The organism is Pantoea sp. V106_11, from assembly GCF_029967885.1.
Classification (GTDB): Bacteria; Pseudomonadota; Gammaproteobacteria; order Enterobacterales; family Enterobacteriaceae; genus Pantoea; species Pantoea ananatis.
This window is the reverse complement of record NZ_JASCAK010000020.1, coordinates 88,880-109,196: the sequence shown is the minus strand read 5'-3', so window position 1 is coordinate 109,196 and position 20,317 is coordinate 88,880. Positions and strand designations below refer to the sequence as shown.

The 20,317-nt window shown below is 52.8% G+C and carries 19 protein-coding genes and 1 riboswitch; of the genes, 11 read left to right on the top strand and 8 right to left on the bottom strand.

What is annotated here, in order from left to right:
* Nucleotides 1-10: 10 nt before the first annotated feature.
* Both thiD and thiM read right to left on the bottom strand, forming a co-directional pair.
* On the bottom strand, nt 11-811 hold the full coding sequence (gene thiD, locus QLG08_RS01885; protein WP_282472793.1) for a bifunctional hydroxymethylpyrimidine kinase/phosphomethylpyrimidine kinase: 801 nt from the start codon (nt 809-811) through the stop codon (nt 11-13).
* Nucleotides 798-1,598: a hydroxyethylthiazole kinase gene (gene thiM, locus QLG08_RS01880; protein ID WP_237734432.1), complete on the bottom strand. Its 801-nt coding sequence runs from the start codon at nt 1,596-1,598 to the stop codon at nt 798-800. The genes thiD and thiM overlap by 14 nt, the downstream gene beginning before the upstream one ends.
* A 31-nt stretch (nt 1,599-1,629) precedes the next feature.
* A riboswitch (TPP riboswitch) is annotated at nt 1,630-1,726 on the bottom strand.
* 151 nt (nt 1,727-1,877) lie between these two features.
* Between thiM and QLG08_RS01875 the strand changes: the two genes are divergently transcribed.
* The 4 genes from QLG08_RS01875 (at nt 1,878) to QLG08_RS01860 (ending at nt 5,055) form a co-directional block, all read left to right on the top strand.
* Complete coding sequence (locus tag QLG08_RS01875; protein WP_019106536.1) at nt 1,878-2,948, top strand: hypothetical protein; 1,071 nt, start codon at nt 1,878-1,880, stop codon at nt 2,946-2,948.
* 89 nt (nt 2,949-3,037) lie between these two features.
* Nucleotides 3,038-3,493, top strand: coding sequence for a hypothetical protein (locus QLG08_RS01870; RefSeq protein WP_282472792.1), 456 nt, complete (start codon nt 3,038-3,040; stop codon nt 3,491-3,493).
* A 312-nt stretch (nt 3,494-3,805) separates the two neighbouring features.
* A complete protein-coding gene (locus QLG08_RS01865) occupies nt 3,806-4,003 on the top strand; it encodes a hypothetical protein (protein WP_014605434.1) in 198 nt (65 codons plus the stop codon).
* 92 nt (nt 4,004-4,095) lie between these two features.
* The gene (locus tag QLG08_RS01860; RefSeq protein ID WP_014605433.1) at nt 4,096-5,055 is read left to right on the top strand and encodes an AEC family transporter; all 960 of its coding nucleotides are present in this window, start codon (nt 4,096-4,098) and stop codon (nt 5,053-5,055) included.
* A 47-nt stretch (nt 5,056-5,102) separates the two neighbouring features.
* Here QLG08_RS01860 and ahpF read toward each other — a convergent pair whose 3' ends face one another.
* Both ahpF and ahpC read right to left on the bottom strand, forming a co-directional pair.
* Nucleotides 5,103-6,671 (bottom strand): alkyl hydroperoxide reductase subunit F, encoded by a 1,569-nt coding sequence (gene ahpF / locus QLG08_RS01855; RefSeq protein WP_014594100.1) that lies wholly within the window; start codon nt 6,669-6,671, stop codon nt 5,103-5,105.
* A gap of 71 nt (nt 6,672-6,742) precedes the next feature.
* Nucleotides 6,743-7,306 carry an alkyl hydroperoxide reductase subunit C gene (gene ahpC, locus QLG08_RS01850; protein ID WP_013026408.1) on the bottom strand — a complete coding sequence of 188 codons (564 nt, stop codon included), beginning with the start codon at nt 7,304-7,306 and terminating at the stop codon, nt 6,743-6,745.
* A 334-nt stretch (nt 7,307-7,640) separates the two neighbouring features.
* On the opposite strand from ahpC, the gene QLG08_RS01845 reads away from it, so the two are divergent.
* Complete coding sequence (locus QLG08_RS01845) at nt 7,641-8,096, top strand: GNAT family N-acetyltransferase (RefSeq protein WP_041458008.1); 456 nt, start codon at nt 7,641-7,643, stop codon at nt 8,094-8,096.
* On the opposite strand, the gene apbC is transcribed toward QLG08_RS01845, so the two are convergent.
* Entirely contained in the window at nt 8,093-9,205 is a 1,113-nt protein-coding gene (apbC, locus tag QLG08_RS01840) for an iron-sulfur cluster carrier protein ApbC (protein ID WP_014594102.1), read from the bottom strand. The two genes, QLG08_RS01845 and apbC, sit on opposite strands and share 4 nt — an antisense overlap.
* Before the next feature lie 176 nt (nt 9,206-9,381).
* Between apbC and metG the strand changes: the two genes are divergently transcribed.
* From metG to sanA, 6 genes are all read left to right on the top strand, one after another.
* Nucleotides 9,382-11,415 (top strand): methionine--tRNA ligase, encoded by a 2,034-nt coding sequence (metG, locus tag QLG08_RS01835; RefSeq protein ID WP_013026412.1) that lies wholly within the window; start codon nt 9,382-9,384, stop codon nt 11,413-11,415.
* A gap of 118 nt (nt 11,416-11,533) precedes the next feature.
* A complete protein-coding gene (locus tag QLG08_RS01830; RefSeq protein WP_014605429.1) occupies nt 11,534-11,926 on the top strand; it encodes a CidA/LrgA family protein in 393 nt (130 codons plus the stop codon).
* The gene (locus QLG08_RS01825) at nt 11,919-12,611 is read left to right on the top strand and encodes a CidB/LrgB family autolysis modulator (protein WP_014594105.1); all 693 of its coding nucleotides are present in this window, start codon (nt 11,919-11,921) and stop codon (nt 12,609-12,611) included. Before QLG08_RS01830 ends, QLG08_RS01825 begins: the two co-directional genes overlap by 8 nt.
* Before the next feature lie 119 nt (nt 12,612-12,730).
* On the top strand, nt 12,731-13,621 hold the full coding sequence (gene cdd, locus QLG08_RS01820; RefSeq protein WP_104933505.1) for a cytidine deaminase: 891 nt from the start codon (nt 12,731-12,733) through the stop codon (nt 13,619-13,621).
* Nucleotides 13,622-13,789: 168 nt separating this feature from the next.
* Complete coding sequence (locus QLG08_RS01815) at nt 13,790-15,487, top strand: NAD-dependent malic enzyme (RefSeq protein WP_014594107.1); 1,698 nt, start codon at nt 13,790-13,792, stop codon at nt 15,485-15,487.
* Nucleotides 15,488-15,620: 133 nt separating this feature from the next.
* Complete coding sequence (sanA, locus tag QLG08_RS01810) at nt 15,621-16,340, top strand: outer membrane permeability protein SanA (RefSeq protein WP_014594108.1); 720 nt, start codon at nt 15,621-15,623, stop codon at nt 16,338-16,340.
* 262 nt (nt 16,341-16,602) lie between these two features.
* Here the strand turns inward: sanA and mglC are convergent, their stop codons facing one another.
* The 3 genes from mglC to mglB all read right to left on the bottom strand — a co-directional run bounded on the left by mglC (nt 16,603) and on the right by mglB (nt 20,219).
* Nucleotides 16,603-17,613 carry a galactose/methyl galactoside ABC transporter permease MglC gene (mglC, locus tag QLG08_RS01805; RefSeq protein WP_013026418.1) on the bottom strand — a complete coding sequence of 337 codons (1,011 nt, stop codon included), beginning with the start codon at nt 17,611-17,613 and terminating at the stop codon, nt 16,603-16,605.
* Between the two features lie 19 nt (nt 17,614-17,632).
* Entirely contained in the window at nt 17,633-19,153 is a 1,521-nt protein-coding gene (mglA, locus tag QLG08_RS01800) for a galactose/methyl galactoside ABC transporter ATP-binding protein MglA (RefSeq protein WP_013026419.1), read from the bottom strand.
* A gap of 70 nt (nt 19,154-19,223) precedes the next feature.
* Complete coding sequence (mglB, locus tag QLG08_RS01795; protein WP_013026420.1) at nt 19,224-20,219, bottom strand: galactose/glucose ABC transporter substrate-binding protein MglB; 996 nt, start codon at nt 20,217-20,219, stop codon at nt 19,224-19,226.
* Between the last annotated feature and the right edge of the window lie 98 nt (nt 20,220-20,317).

Here is a 20,317-nt window from a genome sequence, read left to right as displayed (position 1 = left end):
ACACGATGGGCTACCACCACTGATGGAAATGGTGCACCGGCCCAATCCCGTTGCCCACTTCCAGCGAATCTGCCGCCAGTAATGCCTGCTGCAGCCAGGCTTTCGCTTCACTGATCGTCGCTTCCCAGCTGTCATGCCGGGGACGTAAGGCCGCGAGCGCGGCGGACAGCGTACAGCCGGTGCCGTGCGTATGACGCGTGTTTACCCGTACGCTGCTAAAGCGCTGACGCCCTGCCCGGGTTAGCAACCAGTCCGGGCTTTCATCACCATCGAGATGACCGCCTTTCATCAGCACTGCCTGGCAACCCAGCGCCAGTAGCGCTTTGCCCTGGGTGAGCATCTCATCTTCATTGAGGGCAACTTGGCATCCCAGCAGTGCAGCGGCTTCGGGCAGGTTTGGCGTAATCAATGACACCTGTGGCAATAAACGCTCTCGCACACAGGCAATCGCATCCGGATTCAGCAGGGCATCGCCGCTTTTAGCCACCATCACCGTATCCAGCACCACAAAGGGAATTTCCCGCCGCTGTAGGCCATGGGCCACCCGCTCGACAATTTCTGTTTCAGACAGCATGCCAATCTTCGCACTGTCGATGCGCACATCATCCAGCACCGAGTCCAGCTGGGCGGTCACAAACTCTGGCGCAACAGGGTATACCGACTGCACGCCGCAGGTATTCTGCGCCACCAGCGCCGTGATCACACTGGTACCGTACGCGCCCAGTGCAGAGAAGGTTTTCAGATCGGCCTGGATACCGGCCCCGCCGCTGGGATCGGTCCCTGCAATCGTCAGGGCATTAATGCGTTTCATCAGGTGCCTCCAGCGTCCAGAGTGCATCCAGGAAAGCAGGCGCAAAGCTACCCGGTCCATCTGCATCCTGCGCGGCCTTTTCTCCAGCCAGCGCCATCACCCGACAGGCGCAGGCGATGTTGATCAGTCGGTCACCTGGCAAACAGGCAAAGGCCGCAACCACCGCTGAAAGCGCACAGCCGGTGCCGACCACCCGCGTCATTAACGGCGAGCCGCCCGTAATCGCCCAGGTGCGCTGCCCATCGGTGACATAGTCTACTTCGCCGGTCACGACGACACAGGTATCAAAGGCTTTTGCCAGCTGTTGGGCTGCCTGCAGCGCGGCTTCGGCCGAATGCAGGCTGTCAACACCGCGTCCGCCTTCTGCCTGCTGCGCCAGTGCCAGAATCTCTGAGGCATTGCCGCGAACCACTGCAGGCGACTGCGCGAGTAGCTGCTTGCAAAACGCGGTGCGCAGCGTCAGCGCGCCGACCGCCACCGGATCCAGTGTCCATGGCGTGCCCGCCTGGTTTGCTGCAAGCACCGCAGCCTGCATCGCTTGCTTACGATCGTGGGTTAGCGTACCGACATTGATAAGCAGCGCATCGGCAAGCGCGCTAAACTGCGCCGCTTCTTCAGCGTCGATGACCATGGCCGGAGAGGCATTAAGCGCGAGTAAAACGTTAGCGGTTAGCGTTTGCACCACATCGTTGGTCATACAGTGCACCAGCGGTGACTGACGGCGAAATTGTTGCAGAATGGGCGCGCATTGCGCATCAGAAATGTGTTGCGGTTGATGTGTCATCATAACTCCCAACCGGCGGACAAGAAGGCGAATGCGGTCAGGCATCAGACTTCCCTACGCTGGCATTATCCAGATCAGGTAATACGGGTTTTTCTCAGCCTTCACAAAGAAGGGCACCCCGAGTCGTCAGGTAAATTCACTTTACCCGTCATCAGCATAAGGTTGAGTCACTGGCAAAGCAACCTTGCCCGCATCAAATCAGATCGTTTAATCCGGGTTTATATTCAACACGCCTTCTTGGGCTTATTCTTGAGATAACAATTATTTACTCAGAGTATCCTGATGAAAACTGGCTTCAGCCTGGTCGCATATTTTATAAAACTGGCGTTACTCATGTCAGGATTGATGCTGGCATTTCAGGCGAGTGCCGCCCCCAGTTTTTCATGTGCGCATCCCAGCGCAATCGAAAAGGTGATTTGTCAGAGCCAGACGTTATCGGCAAAAGATCGGTTAATGGCGCATTTTTTTGATCTCGCGAAAAAAAACGCCACGGCCGGACCTTCGGGGCTCATTACCGCACAACGGCAATGGTTAAAAAACCTGACTAAAATGTGTCTCACTGACCCTCAAGAAAAACGCATTGAAGGATACTACGATCAACGGCTTTTTGAACTCGCTGTCATGGTTCTTTATACCCATCATGGCGAAGCCATTAAGCAAATCCGTAAAACAAATCCCGAGTTAGTGAACATATACGAAGCGATTTATCAGTTTACTTCTCTTCCAGCAGGTTCAACCAGGCATAATAAGGTCACCGAACTCATTCGACCCGCTTTCGAAGTAACAGATAACCACATATTCGAAGATAAAATTCCTGATGCAGAAAGCGCAGCAGAAAATACCAACAACTTCGGCATGTTTCTCTGGCTCATTGCCGAAAATAATCCAGAATCACTTATTATCCCCTGCGAGGCATTTTTACGGCATCCACAAAATATCGTCTGGCTGGAACCGCTGGCCGGTGGTGCAATTGACAGCCGAACCCCCATCAGTGACTGCGAACAAACTCAACCCACACTGCCGTTGTTTAAGCAATTTATTCATCTGGCGGAAGATGCCACCCCTGTTAGCACAGGGACCATTCGTTTTACAATTTATGCCATTACACGGGCGGAAATTTCAGCCACGTTAAGTCACAGCATGAAGTTTTTAAAGTCCATCCAATACGGAAAAAATAGCTTATCTGACGACGCACAGCAGTTTATCAAGCAGCATACTGAAGGCTACCAGAATAGCCTTATTGAGCTGACACACTACTACCAACATGCGTTTAACATGCCGGCGGATACGGCGAATAGCGAAGCCAGACGTTCAATCACGATCCTGCTGAATAACATTACCGATGATGAGTAATAAAAAATGCAAAAAGACGATGAAGCGCCATCTAATATCAAAGGCTTAATTAGCTTACCGCTGATTGTGTGATTGCACTCCTGATGATTATGGCTTATACATCTGTGTCTTCTGGTACATTTATCTTTTCTTTAATAGGGGGCACTTTAATATTAATAAGTTGGGCAATGTGGTTAATATGCGAACTTGTTGCATCTATTTGGGAACGCCGTTGGAAAGATGTCGCGAAAGTTATTTCCCTGCCATTCATTTTCGCTGGCTTAGTGTTCCTTTCTGTCACAGAATTTAACTATATCAAGTTATTTTTTATTTACCCTAGTTATTATCCCCTTTTTGATATTGCACAATACTACACTCATCAGCCAGTCATCATAAAATGGGATGAGTTTAATGAGGGATTTACCGATCTCGTCTATGTACCTGAAAGTCAGTGGCAAGCCGAGTGCATTTTTGGCCGCTGTTCAAAAAAACGTGATCCCGAGCTTAGTATCGTGACCCAACCGTTGATTGGCCACTTCTATCTTCAGGATACGTTATGGCGTTAACGCCTGTTCAACTGATCAGGGTCGTCATCACCTTATGGTTTCTCTCTGCAAAGCTTTGCGTTGAGATGAAAAATTCTCTGCAACCTTTTGCATGATCTGGATCAACTCCCTTCCCTACAAAAAAAGGCTTAATGCTGCGGGCTAAAAATTCTCAAGTAATAGCAGTAGAGTTATTAACACTATTGAGTAATATTTTTCACCATTATTACATCGCCCGGAAGTTAACAAGCCTGCCTACAACATCGCAACAATAAGTATTCAAATAATATAGTTAAAAATTACCAGAACACTTCATCCTTTACAGGAAGCATGATGCGATTCTTAGCGCTTATTCCTCATCGTCACCGATGGACCGACATTAGTATCACCCGTCAGGGTGCGGTTTCTCCTTCTGGCCGATATTATTATTCCACCTATCTTTCTGCCCGCTGCCAACGTTGCGATACGGTTATCCATCGGGTTTATTACCGCGATATCAGTGATGATCAGGCGCGTCGCTGGCTGGGATGATCTGGCTGACCGCGCGCCCTGTTTTGCCAGGTTACGTGGTTGAAGCAATTTGATAGTCTTGCGGTTACTGAGTCACTGGATTGCTTACACTTATGCCATTCCTGCTGGATACACTAGGACACCAGATCTACCTTTCCGCCCCGCTATTTATCCTGATTTTTCTGGGATTCTGCCTTATCCGGTTTGGCAGATGGCCCGTTACCGTCAGCGAAGGCATGAACCGTTTTGTGTTCAATGTCGCCCTGCCCTGCATGCTGTTTCGCATCATGAGTGATTTTTATAACAGTCCACCGGTCGATGTGCGCCTGCTGCTGGCGTTTTTTGGCAGTTGCCTGTTGGTCTTCATTGTGGGACGGATTGTTGCATCGCGCCTGTTTCAGTTGGATGGCGTAGCCGGATCGGTTTTTGCCCTGGGCGGTGTGTTCTCGAACAACGTGATGCTGGGGATTCCAGTTGCTACCGTCCTGCTTGGTCAAGCGGCACTCCCCTCCGTCGCGCTGGTGCTGGTGTTTAACAGCCTGATTCTCTGGACCTTGCTGACAGTATCGGTGGAGTGGTCCAAACAGGGCAGTTTCTCACTGGGGGGCTTTAAACGAACCTTGATCAGCGTGCTGAAAAACCCATTAATCATCGGTATTTTGTCCGGCACGACCTGGAGTCTGCTACAGCGGCCGCTTCCCGTTATTGCCGCTGAACCCTTACGCATGCTGGCCTCGATTGCCGCGCCTCTGTCCCTGATTACCCTTGGCATGAGCCTGGCGCACTACCGGATTCGGGAAGGCTTAAAAGAGAGTTACACCATCTGTGCGTTGAAACTGATTCTGCAACCGCTGTGCGTCTGGGCTATTGCCTGGCTGACCGGGTTACCCGCGCTGGAAAGCAAAGTGGTGGTGCTGCTGGGATCCATGGCGGTGGGCGTGAACGTCTATCTGATGTCGCAGAAATTTAATGTGATAACCGGACCGACGGCCGCGAGCATGCTGTTTTCCACGCTTTTTGCTGCCATTACTACACCGTTATGGATGATGCTGATGACGCTGGCCGGATATTAAAAAGCCCCGCAACACAGGTTACAGGGCTTTCGTCTTACGCGTAAAACTTAGTGCGCAGGCTGGGTGCGAATCAGGTAATCAAACGCGCTCAGTGAGGCTTTTGCTCCTTCACCGCTGGCGATGATGATCTGCTTATAAGGAACGGTGGTGCAGTCCCCTGCGGCGAAAACGCCTTTCAGGCTGGTTTCGCATTTCGCATCGATCATGATTTCGCCCATCTTGTTGCGCTCAACCGCGCCTTCCAGCCAGTTGGTGTTAGGCAGCAGACCGATCTGCACGAAAATGCCCGACAGCGCCAGCTCATGAGTAGTCTGGTTAGTGCGATCCAGATATTGCAGGCCCGTCACCTTACTGCCATCGCCTTTCACTTCCGTGGTTTGTGCATTCAGGATCACATCCACGTTTTTCAGGCTGCGCAGTTTGTCCTGCAGCACTTTATCTGCACGCATTTCACTGGCGAACTCCAGCAGCGTCACGTGTTCAACAATGCCCGCCAGATCGATTGCGGCTTCTACGCCGGAGTTACCGCCGCCAATGACCGCCGTGCGTTTGCCTTTAAACAGCGGGCCGTCGCAGTGTGGGCAGTACGTCACGCCTTTGGTGCGGTATTGCTCTTCGCCAGGCACGCCCATGTTGCGCCAGCGCGCACCGGTGGCAAGAATGATGCTGCGCGATTTCAGCACCGCGCCGGAGGCCGTTTCAATAGCGTGCAGGCCGCCTTTCACCGCTGAGGGAATCAGTTTAATCGCGCTCTGGCTGTCAATGATGTCAACGTTGTAATCATCCACGTGAGCGCGCAGGGCGCCGGCCAGTTTGGCCCCTTCCGTTTTCTGCACGGAAATGTAGTTTTCAATATCGACCGTATCCAACACCTGTCCACCAAAGCGCTCGCCCAGTAACGCGGTGCGAATCCCTTTACGTGCGGAATAGATAGCCGCGGCGGCGCCCGCCGGACCGCTGCCCACGATCAGAACCTCGTAAGCCTCACGCTTGTTCAGCTCTTCTGCGGCACGCTTATCTGCATTGGTGTCGACTTTGCTGACAATCTCCGCCAGGCTCATGCGGCCCTGACCGAATTCTTTGCCATTCAGATAGACAGCGGGCACGCCCATCACATTGCGTTCCTGAATTTCATTCTGGAACAGGCCACCGTCAATGGCGGTGTGACTGATACGTGGGTTTAACACCGCCATCAGGTTTAATGCCTGCACCACATCCGGACAGTTGTGGCACGACAGTGAATAATAGGTTTCGAAATGGAAATCCCCATCCAGCGCCGCAATCTGGTCGAGCAGGCTTTGCGCTTCTTTAGAGGGATGCCCACCGGTCTGTAGCAGTGCCAGTACCAGTGAGGTAAATTCATGACCCAGCGGCGAACCGGCAAAACGCGGCCCCTGATCAGCGCCTGGGTTAGTAATTAAAAACGAGGGCTTACGCACCTGACGATCGTTCTCTTCACGAAAGCTGACCTTGTCTGACAGGCTCGCGATATCGACCAACAAATTGCGAATCTCCGTTGATTTCGCGCCATCATCCAGCGTCGCAATCAACTCCACAGGCTTGGTGAGTTTCTCAAGATAGGCTTTGAGCTGTGTTTTTAAATTAGTATCAAGCATAGTGAGTTCCTGGTCAAAAAATCGGGTGCCGCAGCACCCGATGAGAAAATGATCGACGTATCGATGCGAAATTAGATTTTGCCAACCAGGTCCAGAGACGGTGCCAGAGTGGCATCACCTTCTTTCCATTTCGCCGGGCACACTTCACCTGGGTGAGACGCCACATACTGTGCCGCTTTCACTTTGCGCAGCAGATCAGACGCGTCACGGCCGATACCTTCAGCAGTGATTTCTACTGCCTGGATCACGCCCTGTGGATCAACGATAAACGTACCACGATCCGCCAGACCTTCGTCTTCGCGCATGATGTCGAAGTTGCGGGTCAGCGCGCCAGTTGGGTCACCAATCATCGCATATTTGATTTTCGCGATGGTGTCGGAAGAACCGTGCCAGGCTTTGTGGGTAAAGTGGGTATCGGTAGACACGGAATAGATGTCCACGCCCATTTTCTGGAACTCTTCGTAATGATCCGCTACGTCGCCCAGTTCGGTTGGGCAAACGAAAGTGAAGTCAGCAGGATAGAAGAAGAAAACACTCCATTTACCTTCAACGTCTTTCTCGGTTACATCAATGAATTCGCCGTTTTTGAATGCGCTGTTTTTGAACGGCTTAATTTTGGTATTGATAATGGACATGTGATGGCCTCCTTTAGAATATGTGATGCAGATTACAAATTTTTCGGGCCAACATCTAATAAGCCCTCGTTATCAATAAAATAAACGAAAGCTATCAAACGCCGATCGTCTTGATCTTTCAGGGAAAAAACCGACTTTACGGCGGCAACGCTCGCTGCGAAATCACGTTTTACTTGCTTATGCGTGAAATCCAGCGCCTGAAATTCACCACCCGTTCCTGTCTCCCCGAAAGGCACCGCCCAGCAGTGTACAGTGAAAGAGATGACATTTGTTCTGCTTTTGCTTTTTTGGCAATCCCTGCCATGTTTGTTAAAAAGGATTAATGGAGCGCGATGTGCATATTCGACTGTTTACTGAGGCTGACCGCCCTTTTCTGCGAACCTTGTATCTGGCGGCACGCCGCCATAACTGGGACTGGATTGAAAACGAGGACTGGCAGCTTGAAGATTTCGATCAGATCATCCCCGGCGAGACGATTCTGGTTGCAGAACTGGACGGTCATCGGGTGGGGTTTGCCGGGCTGATGGAAAACGATAATTTTCTGCACAGCCTGTATGTCGATCCGGCTTATCAGGGCCGTGGCGTAGGCAGCGCGCTGCTTAATGAGGTTCAGGGGCGCTTCACCTCAACGGGCGCGCTAAAGTGCCTGGAAATGAACAAAGCCGCACAAACATTTTATTTGCAGCGCGGCTGGAAAATCATTTCTCAGGGTGAGAGCGAACAGGGGAATTATGTGCTGATGCACTATCCTCAGCCATCGCTCTACACCAGCGAGGCCAGCGGGCGTTAAAGCGCGCGAAACGCGATATCGCCCGGAATCACCTCGCCCTGCCAGTAGAGCTGAGCCGCCACCCGGCCGGCAAGCTGGCGATAAAGTGCCGCGAACTCGCTGTGTGGACGACGGATCACAGTGGGTTCGCCATCGTCGAGGTCTTCACGCAGGTGAATATGCAACGGTAGCTGCGCCAGCAGCCGGGTACCATAGTCATCCACCAGCCGTTGCGCGCCGCCGGTGCCAAAGATTGGCTCGTGATGGCCGCACTCGCTGCAAATATGAATACTCATATTTTCCACAACGCCCAGTACCGGCACGTTCACCTTCTCAAACATTACCATCCCCTTACGCGCGTCGATAAGCGCAATATCCTGCGGCGTGGTGACCACCAGCGCGCCGGTGACCGGTACGCTTTGCGCCAGCGTAAGCTGAATGTCGCCGGTGCCCGGCGGCATATCCAGCACCAGATAATCCAGCTCTGGCCACTGGGTTTCGGTAAGCAGCTGCATGAGCGCTTTACTGGCCATCGGGCCGCGCCAGACCATCGCATTATCATCTGTTACCAGATAACCGATGGAGTTGGTTGCCAGCCCGTGCGACATAACAGGGGCCATATGCTTACCGTCTGGCGACGTTGGCCGCTCTTTTTCACACCCCAGCATGTTGGGCACGGACGGGCCATAAATGTCGGCGTCCAGAATGCCTACGCGTGCCCCTTCTGCAATTAACGCCAGGGCCAGATTAACTGCCGTGCTCGATTTACCCACGCCGCCTTTGCCAGAGCTGACGGCAATAATGTTCTTCACGCCGTTAACGCCGGGATGATTTTTAACCCGCTTCAGGGTGGCGATATCATGACTGAGACGCCAGTCGATAGCCTGCGCGCCACTGAGGCGCAGCAGCTCAGCACTGGTTTCTGCTTTCACCTCTTCAAACGCCCCGTTCCAGGCGAACGGCATCAGCAGTTCAATGTGCAGCGTGCCGTCCAACAGGGCTACGTGGTGTAACGCCTTGAGTGCAATGAGGTTACGTTGAAGCGTCGGATGTTCAAAGCCGCTCAGTACGCCGGCCACAACGGCGCGTAAAGCTTCTGGTGTATGCGGTTCCCGGGATTGCGCTGTCATCCCCACTCCTTTTTCTGCTAGGCCTGCGCTGTGTTTCAGCGATGTACTAACAATACTATCAGATGCCGATCGTTTCGCGGGCTGTCGCGCACGGGAAATCCCTTATGTTTACGCGGCTGTGCCCATCGGTTACCATCTAAGCCCGTTTTTTTACTTAACTGAAAGCTACGCAAACTATGACTCAAGTCGCTAAAAAAATTCTGGTAACCTGCGCCCTGCCTTACGCAAACGGCTCAATTCATCTCGGCCACATGCTCGAGCATATCCAGGCGGACATTTGGGTGCGTTATCAGCGAATGCGTGGCAATCAGGTTTATTTCATCTGCGCCGATGACGCTCACGGTACGCCGATCATGCTGAAAGCCCAGCAGCTGGGTATTGCGCCGGAGCAGATGATTGCTGAAATGAAGCAGGAGCATGAAACAGATTTCGCCGGTTTCAACATCAGCTATGACAATTACCATTCCACGCATGGCGATGAGAACCGTGAGCTCGCCGGGCTGATTTACGGCCGCCTGAAAGAGAACGGTTTCATTAAAAACCGGACCATCTCTCAGCTGTACGATCCGGAAAAAGGCATGTTCCTGCCTGACCGTTTTGTTAAGGGAACCTGCCCAAAATGTAAGTCACCTGACCAGTACGGCGATAACTGCGAAGTGTGCAGCGCGACCTACAGCCCGACTGAACTGATCGATCCGAAATCTGTGGTGTCGGGTGCAACACCCGTGCTGCGTGATTCCGAGCATTTCTTCTTCGATCTCCCCTCGTTCAGTGAGATGTTGCGTGCCTGGACCCGTTCTGGCGCACTGCAGGAGCAGGTCGCGAACAAAATGCAGGAGTGGTTCGAATCCGGTCTGCAACAGTGGGATATCTCGCGCGATGCGCCGTATTTTGGCTTCGAAATCCCTGGCGCGCCGGGCAAATATTTCTACGTCTGGCTGGATGCGCCTATCGGCTACATGGGATCCTTTAAGAACCTGTGTGACAAACGTGGCGATATTAACTTTGACGAATTCTGGCAGCAGGATTCCACCACGGAGCTGTATCACTTCATCGGTAAAGACATTGTCTACTTCCACAGCCTGTTCTGGCCGGCCATGCTGGAAGGCAGCGGTTTCCGCAAGCCGACTAACCTGTTCGTGCACGGCTACGTCACCGTCAACGGTGCAAAAATGTCGAAGTCGCGTGGAACCTTTATCAAAGCCAGCACCTGGTTACAGCACCTGGATGCCGACAGCCTGCGCTACTACTATGCGGCCAAGCTCTCTTCGCGCATTGATGACATCGACCTGAATCTGGAAGATTTTGTTCAGCGCGTTAACGCCGATATCGTTAACAAAGTGGTGAACCTGGCCTCACGTAATGCCGGTTTTATCACCAAACGCTTTGACGGCAAGCTGTCAGCTGAGCTGGCCGATCCGGCGCTGTATCAAACCTTCCTGGACGCATCTGAGAAGATTGGTGAGGCCTGGGCCAGCCGTGAATTTGGCCGTGCCATTCGTGAAATCATGGCGCTGGCCGATCTGGCTAACCGCTATGTGGATGAGCAGGCGCCGTGGGTGGTGGCGAAGCAGGAAGGCCGCGATGCAGACCTGCAGGCCATTTGCTCGATGGGCATTAACCTGTTCCGGGTGCTGATGACCTGGCTGAAACCGGTCATGCCGTCGCTGAGCGCGCGCGCCGAAGCGTTCCTGAACACTGAGCTGCACTGGGATGCCATTCAGCAACCGCTGCTGAACCATCAGGTTGCGCCGTTCAAGGCCCTGTATGGCCGAATCGAAATGGCGAAGGTCGACGGCCTGATTGAGGCGTCAAAAGCGGATGCGGCAGACGCCAATAAACCCGCGGCGACCGGCCCGCTGGCCGATGCGCCGATTGGCGATACCATTACCATTGATGATTTTGCCAAAGTCGATATGCGCGTGGCGCTGATTGAGAAAGCGGAATTCGTCGAAGGCTCGGACAAGCTGCTGCGTCTTGAACTGGATCTGGGCGGCGAGAAGCGCCAGATTTTCTCCGGTATTCGTGCGGCCTATCCCGATCCGGCGGTACTGGTTGGCAAAATGACCATTATCGTGGCCAACCTTGCGCCGCGTAAAATGCGGTTTGGCGTGTCAGAAGGCATGGTGCTGTCTGCCGGTCCCGGCGGCAAAGATCTGTTTGTCCTGTCCGTAGACAGCGGCGCGGTGCCCGGCATGCCGGTGAAATAGTCCGTTGGCCATCCTCTGCGGTTTACCGCCGGGGATGGCGCTTCAGCCACACCGCTGATTGCTGGCGGGCCTGACCGTTAGTGCGTATGATAAACCCCGTTAAAAACAGGAGCCTGTCATGCACACCGTGCTAACGATGAGTTGGCGTTATCTGCGCGCTTTTATCATTATCTATCTTTGCTTATATGCCGGAAACGGCGTGGCCCTGCTGCTGCCCATCACCCTGCCCGGCAGCATTATTGGCATGCTGATTCTGTTTGCGCTGCTTGCGTCGCAAATCCTGCCCGTGCGTTGGGTCAAACCGGGTTGCCATCTGATTATTCGCTATATGGCGCTGCTGTTTGTGCCCATCAGCGTTGGCGTCATGAATTACACCGATATTCTTACCGCGCAGTTCGGTCCTGTTGTGGTCTCCTGTCTTGTCAGTACCTTCGCTGTCCTGGCCATTGTAGGGTTAAGCGCGCATAAGCTGCATTCGCGCCCCGTGATCAAAGGGGGCAACGATGAGTGATATCTGGTGGTCATTGCCCCTCACTGTCGGTGCTTTTTTGCTGGCGCGCAAGCTGGCGGCAACGCTGAAAATTCCCTTGCTGAACCCGCTTCTGGTCTCCATGGCGGTGATTATTCCCCTTCTGCTGTTACTGCACATGCCTTATGCCCGCTACTTCGCAGGCAGCGAGATACTGAATCAACTGTTGCAGCCCGCCGTCGTGGCCCTGGCGCTGCCGCTGTATGAGCAGATGCATCAAATTCGCGCCCGCTGGAAATCCATTATTGGCGTCTGCGTGATCGGCAGCCTGACGGCGATGATTTCAGGCACCGCCATCGCGCTGTGGATGGGCGCCACACCAGAAATCGCCGCCACGATTTTGCCGAAATCAGTTACCACGCCGATCGCCATGGCGGTTTCAGCCTCACTGCACGGCATTCCCGCCATCAGCGCAATTTGTGTCCTGATTGCGGGCGTGCTGGGCGCCGTGTTTGGTCATATGTTGCTTAATCTGCTGGGAGTGAAAAGCAAAGCCGCACGCGGGCTGGCGATTGGCAATGCCTCGCATGCGTTGGGAACGGCCAGGGCAGCGGAACTTGATTTTCAGGAAGGTGCCTTCAGCTCGCTGGCGCTGGTGATCTGCGGCATCATCACCTCGTTGCTCGCCCCCTTTATTTTCCCGCTGCTGCTGCACTGGTTTGGCTAAAACTTTGCGAGAGATCTCGCAAAGTTGAAAACTGTAAGACATGTTGCATTGTCAGAGAGACAGAGATCACATATAAACCGATGTCTGGCACATTGCCCTGATGATTGAATGAGGCTTCCATGCATCCACGTTTCCACTCTGCCTTTGAAGTACTTCCAGCCACTCTGCAAACCGCGCTGCGTCCGGTGCTGAGCGAGCCGGGATTTGACGCGATGCTGCAGGCCGTTCAGGTCACCTTGTTGCAAGAGCAAACTCAACTGGATGCCGATGCGCTGGCGCTGGCGCTTCTGCCGGTTGCCGCTGCCTGCGCGGTTGCCACGCTTTCACATTTTAACGTCGGCGCGATTGCGCGCGGCGTCAGCGGCAACTGGTATTTCGGCGCCAATATGGAATTTGCCGGCGCGACCATGCAGCAAACCGTTCATGCTGAACAGAGCGCCGTCACCCATGCCTGGCTGCGCGGTGAATCCCGTCTGGAGACCATTACTGTCAATTACACCCCCTGCGGTCACTGTCGCCAGTTTATGAATGAACTTAACAGCGGCACAGATATTCGCATTAGCCTGCCGCAGCGCGCGGTGCATACGTTGGCGCACTATCTGCCTGACGCATTCGGCCCAGGCGATCTGAATATCACCGAACGCCTGATGGATGATGTGGACCAGGGTTATGTTGCAACGGGCGATGCGCTGTCTCAGGCCGCCGTTAAGGCGGCTAATCGCAGCCATGCGCCTTACAGTCGGGCGTTCAGCGGAGTGGCGTTACAGACCGCCTCCGGCCGGATTTTCAGCGGACGCTATGCAGAAAACGCCGCCTTCAATCCCAGCCTGCCCCCTTTGCAGGCCGCGCTGATTCTACTGAATATGGCGGGGGAATCCTGCCACGATATTCAGGCCGCCGCATTAGCCCAGACGCCGCAGCCAGCCCTGGATCAGTTCTCTGCAACTCAGGCCACCCTGCACGCCCTGGGTTGCGATAACCTGACGCACCTTACGCTGGCAAAAGCGTAAGGTGAGGCACGGTTTTAAACAGTTTCTAAATCTTTTATTTACAAAAGCTGTACATCGGCCAGAAATTTCATAGGATCTGGCGCCAGGTCTTCGTCATCACAATAAAACTGGCGTCACCCTACTCTTTGATTATTGCGCCAGGAAAACTTGCAACCGGAGCATGACTGCATGGAACTCGAATACGAAAGTAAACGCCCGCTATATATTCCTTATGCTGGCCCTATATTGCTGGAATTTCCGCTGCTGAATAAAGGCAGTGCCTTCAGCATCGAAGAGCGCAATGAATTTAACCTCAATGGCTTACTGCCAGAAGCGGTAGAATCCATCGAAGAGCAGGCAAAACGCGCATGGCGTCAGTTTCAGGACTTCAAAAACAACAACGATAAACATGTCTACCTGCGCAACATTCAGGATACCAACGAAACGCTGTTTTATCGTCTGCTGGACAACCATCTCGAAGAGATGATGCCGATTATCTACACGCCAACCGTCGGTGCCGCCTGCGAACACTTCTCAGAAATTTACCGCCGCGCGCGTGGCGTGTTCATCTCCTATCCCAACCGTGCGCACATCGAAGACATGCTGCAAAACGCCACCAAACAAAATGTGAAAGTGATTGTGGTCACTGACGGTGAGCGCATCCTTGGCCTGGGCGATCAGGGCATCGGTGGCATGGGCATTCCAATCGGTAAGCTGTCCCTGTACACCGCCTGTGGCGGCATCAGCCCGGCTTATACCCTGCCAGTGGTGCTGGATGTGGGCACCAATAACCAGCAGCTGCTTAACGATCCGCTGTACATGGGCTGGCGCCATCCCCGTATCACGGGCGAAGAATATGACGAGTTTGTAAACGAGTTTATTCAGGCCGTGAAACGCCGCTGGCCAAAAGTGCTGTTGCAGTTCGAAGATTTTGCACAGAAAAACGCCATGCCGCTGCTGGAGCGCTATCGTGACGAAGTGTGCTGCTTCAATGATGACATTCAGGGTACCGCTGCGGTCACCGTTGGCACCCTTATTGCCGCGAGCCGTGCAGCAGGCAGCCGCCTGTGCGAGCAGAAGGTTGTCTTCCTGGGCGCGGGTTCAGCCGGTTGTGGTATTGCCGAACAGATCATCGCACAGATGAAATCTGAAGGTCTGAGCGACGACGAAGCCCGTCGTCGCGTCATGATGGTGGATCGCTTTGGTTTGCTGACCGACAAACTGCCTAACCTGCTCGATTTCCAGAGCAAGCTGGTGCAGAAAAGCGACAACCTGAAAGACTGGGATACCTCAAATGATGCGATCTCACTGCTGGACGTGGTGCGTAACGCACAGCCAGACATCTTAATCGGTGTGTCAGGTCAGCCTGGGCTGTTCACAGAAGAGATCATCCGTGAGATGCACAAGCACTGCAAACGTCCAATCGTGATGCCGCTTTCTAACCCAACGTCTCGCGTTGAGGCCACGCCGGCAGACATTATTGCCTGGACCGATGGTGCCGCCCTGGTCGCTACCGGTAGTCCGTTCTCACCGGTTTCGTGGAACGGTAAGACCTACCCGATCGCGCAGTGTAATAACTCCTACATCTTCCCTGGCATTGGCCTGGGCGTGATTGCGTCTGGCGCATCGCGTGTCACCGATACCATGCTGATGACGGCCAGCCGTGCTCTTGCGGATTGTTCACCGCTGGTGAACGATGGTGAAGGCCCGGTTCTGCCTGAAATTAAAGATATTCAGGGCGTGTCGAAGATTATCGCGATGGAAGTGGGCAAAGCTGCCCAGCTCGCGGGCGTCGCGGTGGTGACTTCAGAAGACGTGCTCTCACAGTCTATCGCCAATAATTTCTGGCTGCCTCAATACCGCCACTACCGCCGTACCTCTATCTAAAAACACGGCGCTGGATCCCTGCGGATCCAGCGCTGCTTAAATTTACACCAGCCAGACGGGGTAAACTTGCTTAGCGGGTGACGCTCAAGTAGCCTTGTCCCACCCAAACTTCGGATCTCGAGTGCTCAGGCGCATGTTGAAACGCGTTTTCATTGCTCTGCTTTTCATCATCTTAACGATGGTGGCGACGGCGCTCGGCCTGGACCGCTGGATCAGCTGGAAAACGGCACCCTATATCTATGACAACCTTGCATCCCTTCCCCACCGTCAGGTCGGGGTGGTACTGGGCACGGCCAAATATTATCGCACCGGCGTGATTAACCAGTATTACCTGTACCGCATGCAGGGCGCGCTTAACGCCTATAACAGTGGAAAGGTGAACTACCTGCTGCTGAGCGGGGACAATGCGCAGCAAAGCTACAACGAACCCATGACTATGCGGCGCGATCTCATCAAAGGTGGCGTCGATCCTGCTGATATTGTGCTGGACTATGCGGGCTTCCGTACGCTGGATTCTATAGTCCGTACGCGTAAGGTATTCGATACCAACGACTTTATTATCATTACCCAACGTTTTCACTGCGAACGGGCGCTGTTTATTGCCCTGCACCTGGGGATTCAGGCGCAGTGCTATGCGGTTCCGTCTCCTAAAAATATGCTCAGCGTACGAATGCGTGAAGTCGGTGCGCGGCTGGGTGCGCTGGCCGATCTGTTTTTACTGAAGCGCGAACCGCGTTTCCTTGGCCCGCTGGTGCCGATCCCGGCTGTACATGAAGTTCCTGAAGATGCACAGAGCTATCCTGCCGTGACGCCGGAACAGCTTCTGGAACTGGAACAGAAACGCCGTCAGTAATTTACCCCGTTTACCCGCGTTTCAGTAACAGATGAGCCCGGAATGGCTTATGGCTCCCCCACCTTACCTGCCTGATGCGGCTGTCAGAAATGAAACGGGAAGGCTGCGGCGACGTCCGCCAGCCAATTCAGGGTTGCGCACCGTGACGTTGAGCCGGTGCCATGAAAGAAACAGCGCCCCGACGATGGGCGACCCCCACAACACCGCGTAAAAGGGCGCAAAAAAAGCGGCCCTGAGGCCGCTTACATCATTGCCACTGCTGTTATTTTTTACGCGAGTACTTCAACGAGTCGAGCGCCACAGCGAAGATAATGATGCCGCCCTTGATGATGTACTGCCAGTAAGGGTTGATACCGATATAGGTCAAACCGTAGTTGATGACGGTGAAGATCAGCACCCCGGTCACCACACCGGCCACCGTACCGACACCACCGGCAAAGGACACGCCACCGACTACGCAGGCTGCGATAGCATCCAGTTCATACATGAAACCGAGGTTATTCGTGGCTGAGCCGATACGACCCGCTTCCAGCATACCGCCGAAGGCATAAAACACGCCTGACAAGGCATAAATCAGGATCAGGTTCAGGTTAACGTTCACACCTGACACTTTTGCCGCTTCCGGGTTACCCCCGATAGCAAAAATGTTTTTACCAAAGCGCGTTTTGTTCCACAGAATCCAGACAAACACGACAGCAATCGCTGCATAGAAGGTGATGTAAGACAGTTTGAAATCACCGAAACGAAGGAAGCCTTGTGTGAAAGTTGAGAAGCCATCATAGAAGCCCGCAATCGGTGAGGCCCCAACGAAGTCGTAATACAGTGAGTTAATGCCATAAACGATGATCATGGTACCCAACGTAGTGATAAAAGGCGTCACTTTCAGATAGGCAATAATGACACCATTCACCAGACCAATAACGGCACCAATCACACAAACAATCAGGATAACGACCGGAATCGGCACGGTTTCCAGATGCGGAAACACTTTGTTGACGTTATCCATGGATTGCAGCAATGAGGCGGCCACAATGGCGGCCAGCCCCACCTGACGCCCGGCAGACAGGTCAGTACCCTGGGTCACAATCAGCCCCGCCACGCCCAGCGCGATAATAATACGCACCGAAGACTGGGTCAGAATGTTACTCAGGTTCATTAAACTTAAAAATGTCGGATCCTGGAAAATAATAACAGCCAGTAGTACCAGCAGTACGACATAAATGCCGCCCTCTTTCAGCCAGGTTAGCGCATTCTTTTTTGTAGTCGCTTTCATGTTAACAGCCCTTACTTCATTAAAGGTGTAATGACGCTAAACGCAATATTTCGTTCTGCGTGGTCGTTTTCGTATCAACAATGCCGGCGACCAGACCGTTACTCATTACCAGAATACGATCGGTGATGCCCAGCAACTCTGGCATTTCGGAAGAGATAATAATGATGCCCTTTTCCTTCTTCGCCAGCTCAGCCATCAGCTGATAAATTTCGAATTTGGCCCCCACATCAATACCGCGCGTGGGTTCATCAAGCATTAAGATTTCAGGCTGAGTCAGCAACCAGCGACCAATAATGACCTTCTGTTGGTTACCACCAGAAAGTGAACCAATTTGCGTATGATGCCCTGGCGTTTTTACCCGCATAGCGTCGATAACCCATTGGGTATCGCTTTTCATGCGTTTATTATCCAGCAGACCAATACTGTTCTTATATTTTTTGATATTGGATATCAGGGAATTAAATCCAATATCCAGAAAAGCGTAAATACCGGTAGAACGACGCTCTTCAGTTACCAGCGCAAAACCATGGTTAATGGCTTCATTGGCGGTATGATTGTTAATCGTTTTACCATGCAGTTTAATTGTGCCGCCCGATTTTTCGCGAATGCCAAACAGCGTTTCAACGATATCGGTACGTTTTGCACCCACTAACCCGGCAATGCCGAGTATCTCCCCTTTACGTAAATCAAAAGAAATATCGCGAATTGAGGGCTGACGCAGCGAGGTCAGATTGCGCACCTCCAGAATGGTTTCACCCGGAACATTGGTGCGATCCGGGAAGCGCTGACTGAGAGAACGCCCAACCATCATGGAGATGATCTTATCCATATCCAGCCCTTCAAGCGGCTGAGTCACAATCCACTGGCCATCACGCAGGATGGTAATTTCATCGCACAGCTGGAAAATTTCTTCCATTTTATGCGAGATATAAACAATTCCACAGCCGCGATCTTTGAGCTTACGAATAATCGTGAACAGATGATTAACTTCTTTTTCGGTTAACGAAGAAGTCGGTTCATCCATGATCACGATTTTAGCGTCATAGGAAAATGCTTTGGCAATCTCAATCATCTGCATTTGCGAGACGGAGAGATGGGCGACTTTATCACGCGGATCGATATTAATATCCAGCTCGTCGAAAATCGCTTTGGTATCACGGTACATTTTGTCCTGATCGACAAAAAGGCCTTTGCGTGGATAACGCCCAAGCCACATGTTGTCCATCACGGTACGCTGTAATACCAGGTTTAATTCCTGGTGCACCATCGACACGCCGTTTTCCAGCGCTTCTTTGGAGCTTTTGTAATCTATTTCCTGCCCTTGAAAAAGAATGCTGCCTGTATCTTTTTTATAGATACCAAATAAACACTTTAACAATGTCGATTTACCAGCGCCGTTTTCACCCATCAGTGCATGAACGGAGTGAGGCCGCACTTTTAAATTAACGTTGTCGAGAGCTTTCACGCCGGGAAATGATTTACTGACGTTGGTCATTTCCAGCAGATATTCGCGCTGCGCGGTCGTATTATCACTGGCCATAATTTACCTGGCTACAAAACGGTGATGACATAAAAAAGGCGCAGCAGCTGCCGCGCCCGTCTGCAAAGAGTTATTTCTGGAACTGAGACAGGTTTTCCTGATCAACCGGTACATAAGGTACGCGTACGATCTTATCAACCATCTTGAAGTTGGTGCCTGCCGTCGCCGGTTTGCCATCTGCAAGGTTCTTGGCCATGTCGATGGTGGCTTTCGCCTGGTTTTCCGCGTCATTCAGCACGGTACCGGCCATTGCGCCTGACTTAACCAGCGCCAGTGCTTCAGGTAACGCATCCACACCGAAGACCGGGATGGAAGACATGTTGTGTGCTTTCAGCGCTTCTACGGCACCCATTGCCATGGCATCGTTGTTGGCGATAACCACTTCGATTTTCTTGGCGTTAGGGCCTGACAGCCAGGCGTCCATCTTATCTTTCGCCTGAGCGGTATCCCACATTGCCGTATCCATCGCTAACTGCTGGGTTTTAACACCGTCTTTGTTCAGCGTATCGATAACGTATTTGGTACGCGCTTCCGCATCCGGATGGCCCGGCTCGCCTTTCAGCAGAACGAACTGAATCACACCATCTTTATTCAGGTCCCAGGCCGGGGTTGCTTTCCAGTGCTTCTCAATCAGTTTGCCCTGAATCACACCAGACTCTTTTGAGTCAGTACCCACGTAGTAAGCTTTGTCATAGCTGGCCAGCACTTTCGCGTTTGGCTCTTTGTTGAAGAACACCACGGGAATGTCGTTAGCACGGGCTTTCTGGACAACCACCGCGGCCGCGGCCGGATCGACCAGGTTAATTGCCAGCGCTTTCACGCCTTTTGCCATCAGCACGTCAATTTGATCGTTCTGTTTAGACTGGTCGTTCTGCGAGTCATTCATCAGCAGCTGAATACCGCCCAGCGTCTTGGCTTCTTTCTCGATATCTTTACGTACCATCGACATGAAGTTGTCGTCGTATTTGTAAATGGTTACGCCGATACGCGTGTCAGCGGCATGCGCCGTTGCACCAAACATCATGCTGGCAACCAGTGCTGTGAGCGTGAAAACCTTCTTATTCATGGTATCTCCGGTTTTTTTGCAGGGTCTTTTTTTGTTCTGCCGCGCAGATGGCGTTAGAACATCAGGTAGAATTATTCGGCGAGGCAGGATGCGCTCTC

Bases quoted from the DNA above. Each gene is read 5' to 3' on its own strand.
- thiD (WP_282472793.1), bottom strand. From the start codon at position 811: ATGAAACGCATTAATGCCCTGACGATTGCAGGGACCGATCCCAGCGGC.
- thiM (WP_237734432.1), bottom strand. From the start codon at position 1,598: ATGATGACACATCAACCGCAACACATTTCTGATGCGCAATGCGCGCCC.
- QLG08_RS01875 (WP_019106536.1), top strand. From the start codon at position 1,878: ATGAAAACTGGCTTCAGCCTGGTCGCATATTTTATAAAACTGGCGTTA.
- QLG08_RS01870 (WP_282472792.1), top strand. From the start codon at position 3,038: ATGGCTTATACATCTGTGTCTTCTGGTACATTTATCTTTTCTTTAATA.
- QLG08_RS01865 (WP_014605434.1), top strand. From the start codon at position 3,806: ATGCGATTCTTAGCGCTTATTCCTCATCGTCACCGATGGACCGACATT.
- QLG08_RS01860 (WP_014605433.1), top strand. From the start codon at position 4,096: ATGCCATTCCTGCTGGATACACTAGGACACCAGATCTACCTTTCCGCC.
- ahpF (WP_014594100.1), bottom strand. From the start codon at position 6,671: ATGCTTGATACTAATTTAAAAACACAGCTCAAAGCCTATCTTGAGAAA.
- ahpC (WP_013026408.1), bottom strand. From the start codon at position 7,306: ATGTCCATTATCAATACCAAAATTAAGCCGTTCAAAAACAGCGCATTC.
- apbC (WP_014594102.1), bottom strand. From the start codon at position 9,205: ATGACAGCGCAATCCCGGGAACCGCATACACCAGAAGCTTTACGCGCC.
- metG (WP_013026412.1), top strand. From the start codon at position 9,382: ATGACTCAAGTCGCTAAAAAAATTCTGGTAACCTGCGCCCTGCCTTAC.
- QLG08_RS01830 (WP_014605429.1), top strand. From the start codon at position 11,534: ATGCACACCGTGCTAACGATGAGTTGGCGTTATCTGCGCGCTTTTATC.
- QLG08_RS01825 (WP_014594105.1), top strand. From the start codon at position 11,919: ATGAGTGATATCTGGTGGTCATTGCCCCTCACTGTCGGTGCTTTTTTG.
- cdd (WP_104933505.1), top strand. From the start codon at position 12,731: ATGCATCCACGTTTCCACTCTGCCTTTGAAGTACTTCCAGCCACTCTG.
- QLG08_RS01815 (WP_014594107.1), top strand. From the start codon at position 13,790: ATGGAACTCGAATACGAAAGTAAACGCCCGCTATATATTCCTTATGCT.
- sanA (WP_014594108.1), top strand. From the start codon at position 15,621: ATGTTGAAACGCGTTTTCATTGCTCTGCTTTTCATCATCTTAACGATG.
- mglC (WP_013026418.1), bottom strand. From the start codon at position 17,613: ATGAAAGCGACTACAAAAAAGAATGCGCTAACCTGGCTGAAAGAGGGC.
- mglA (WP_013026419.1), bottom strand. From the start codon at position 19,153: ATGGCCAGTGATAATACGACCGCGCAGCGCGAATATCTGCTGGAAATG.
- mglB (WP_013026420.1), bottom strand. From the start codon at position 20,219: ATGAATAAGAAGGTTTTCACGCTCACAGCACTGGTTGCCAGCATGATG.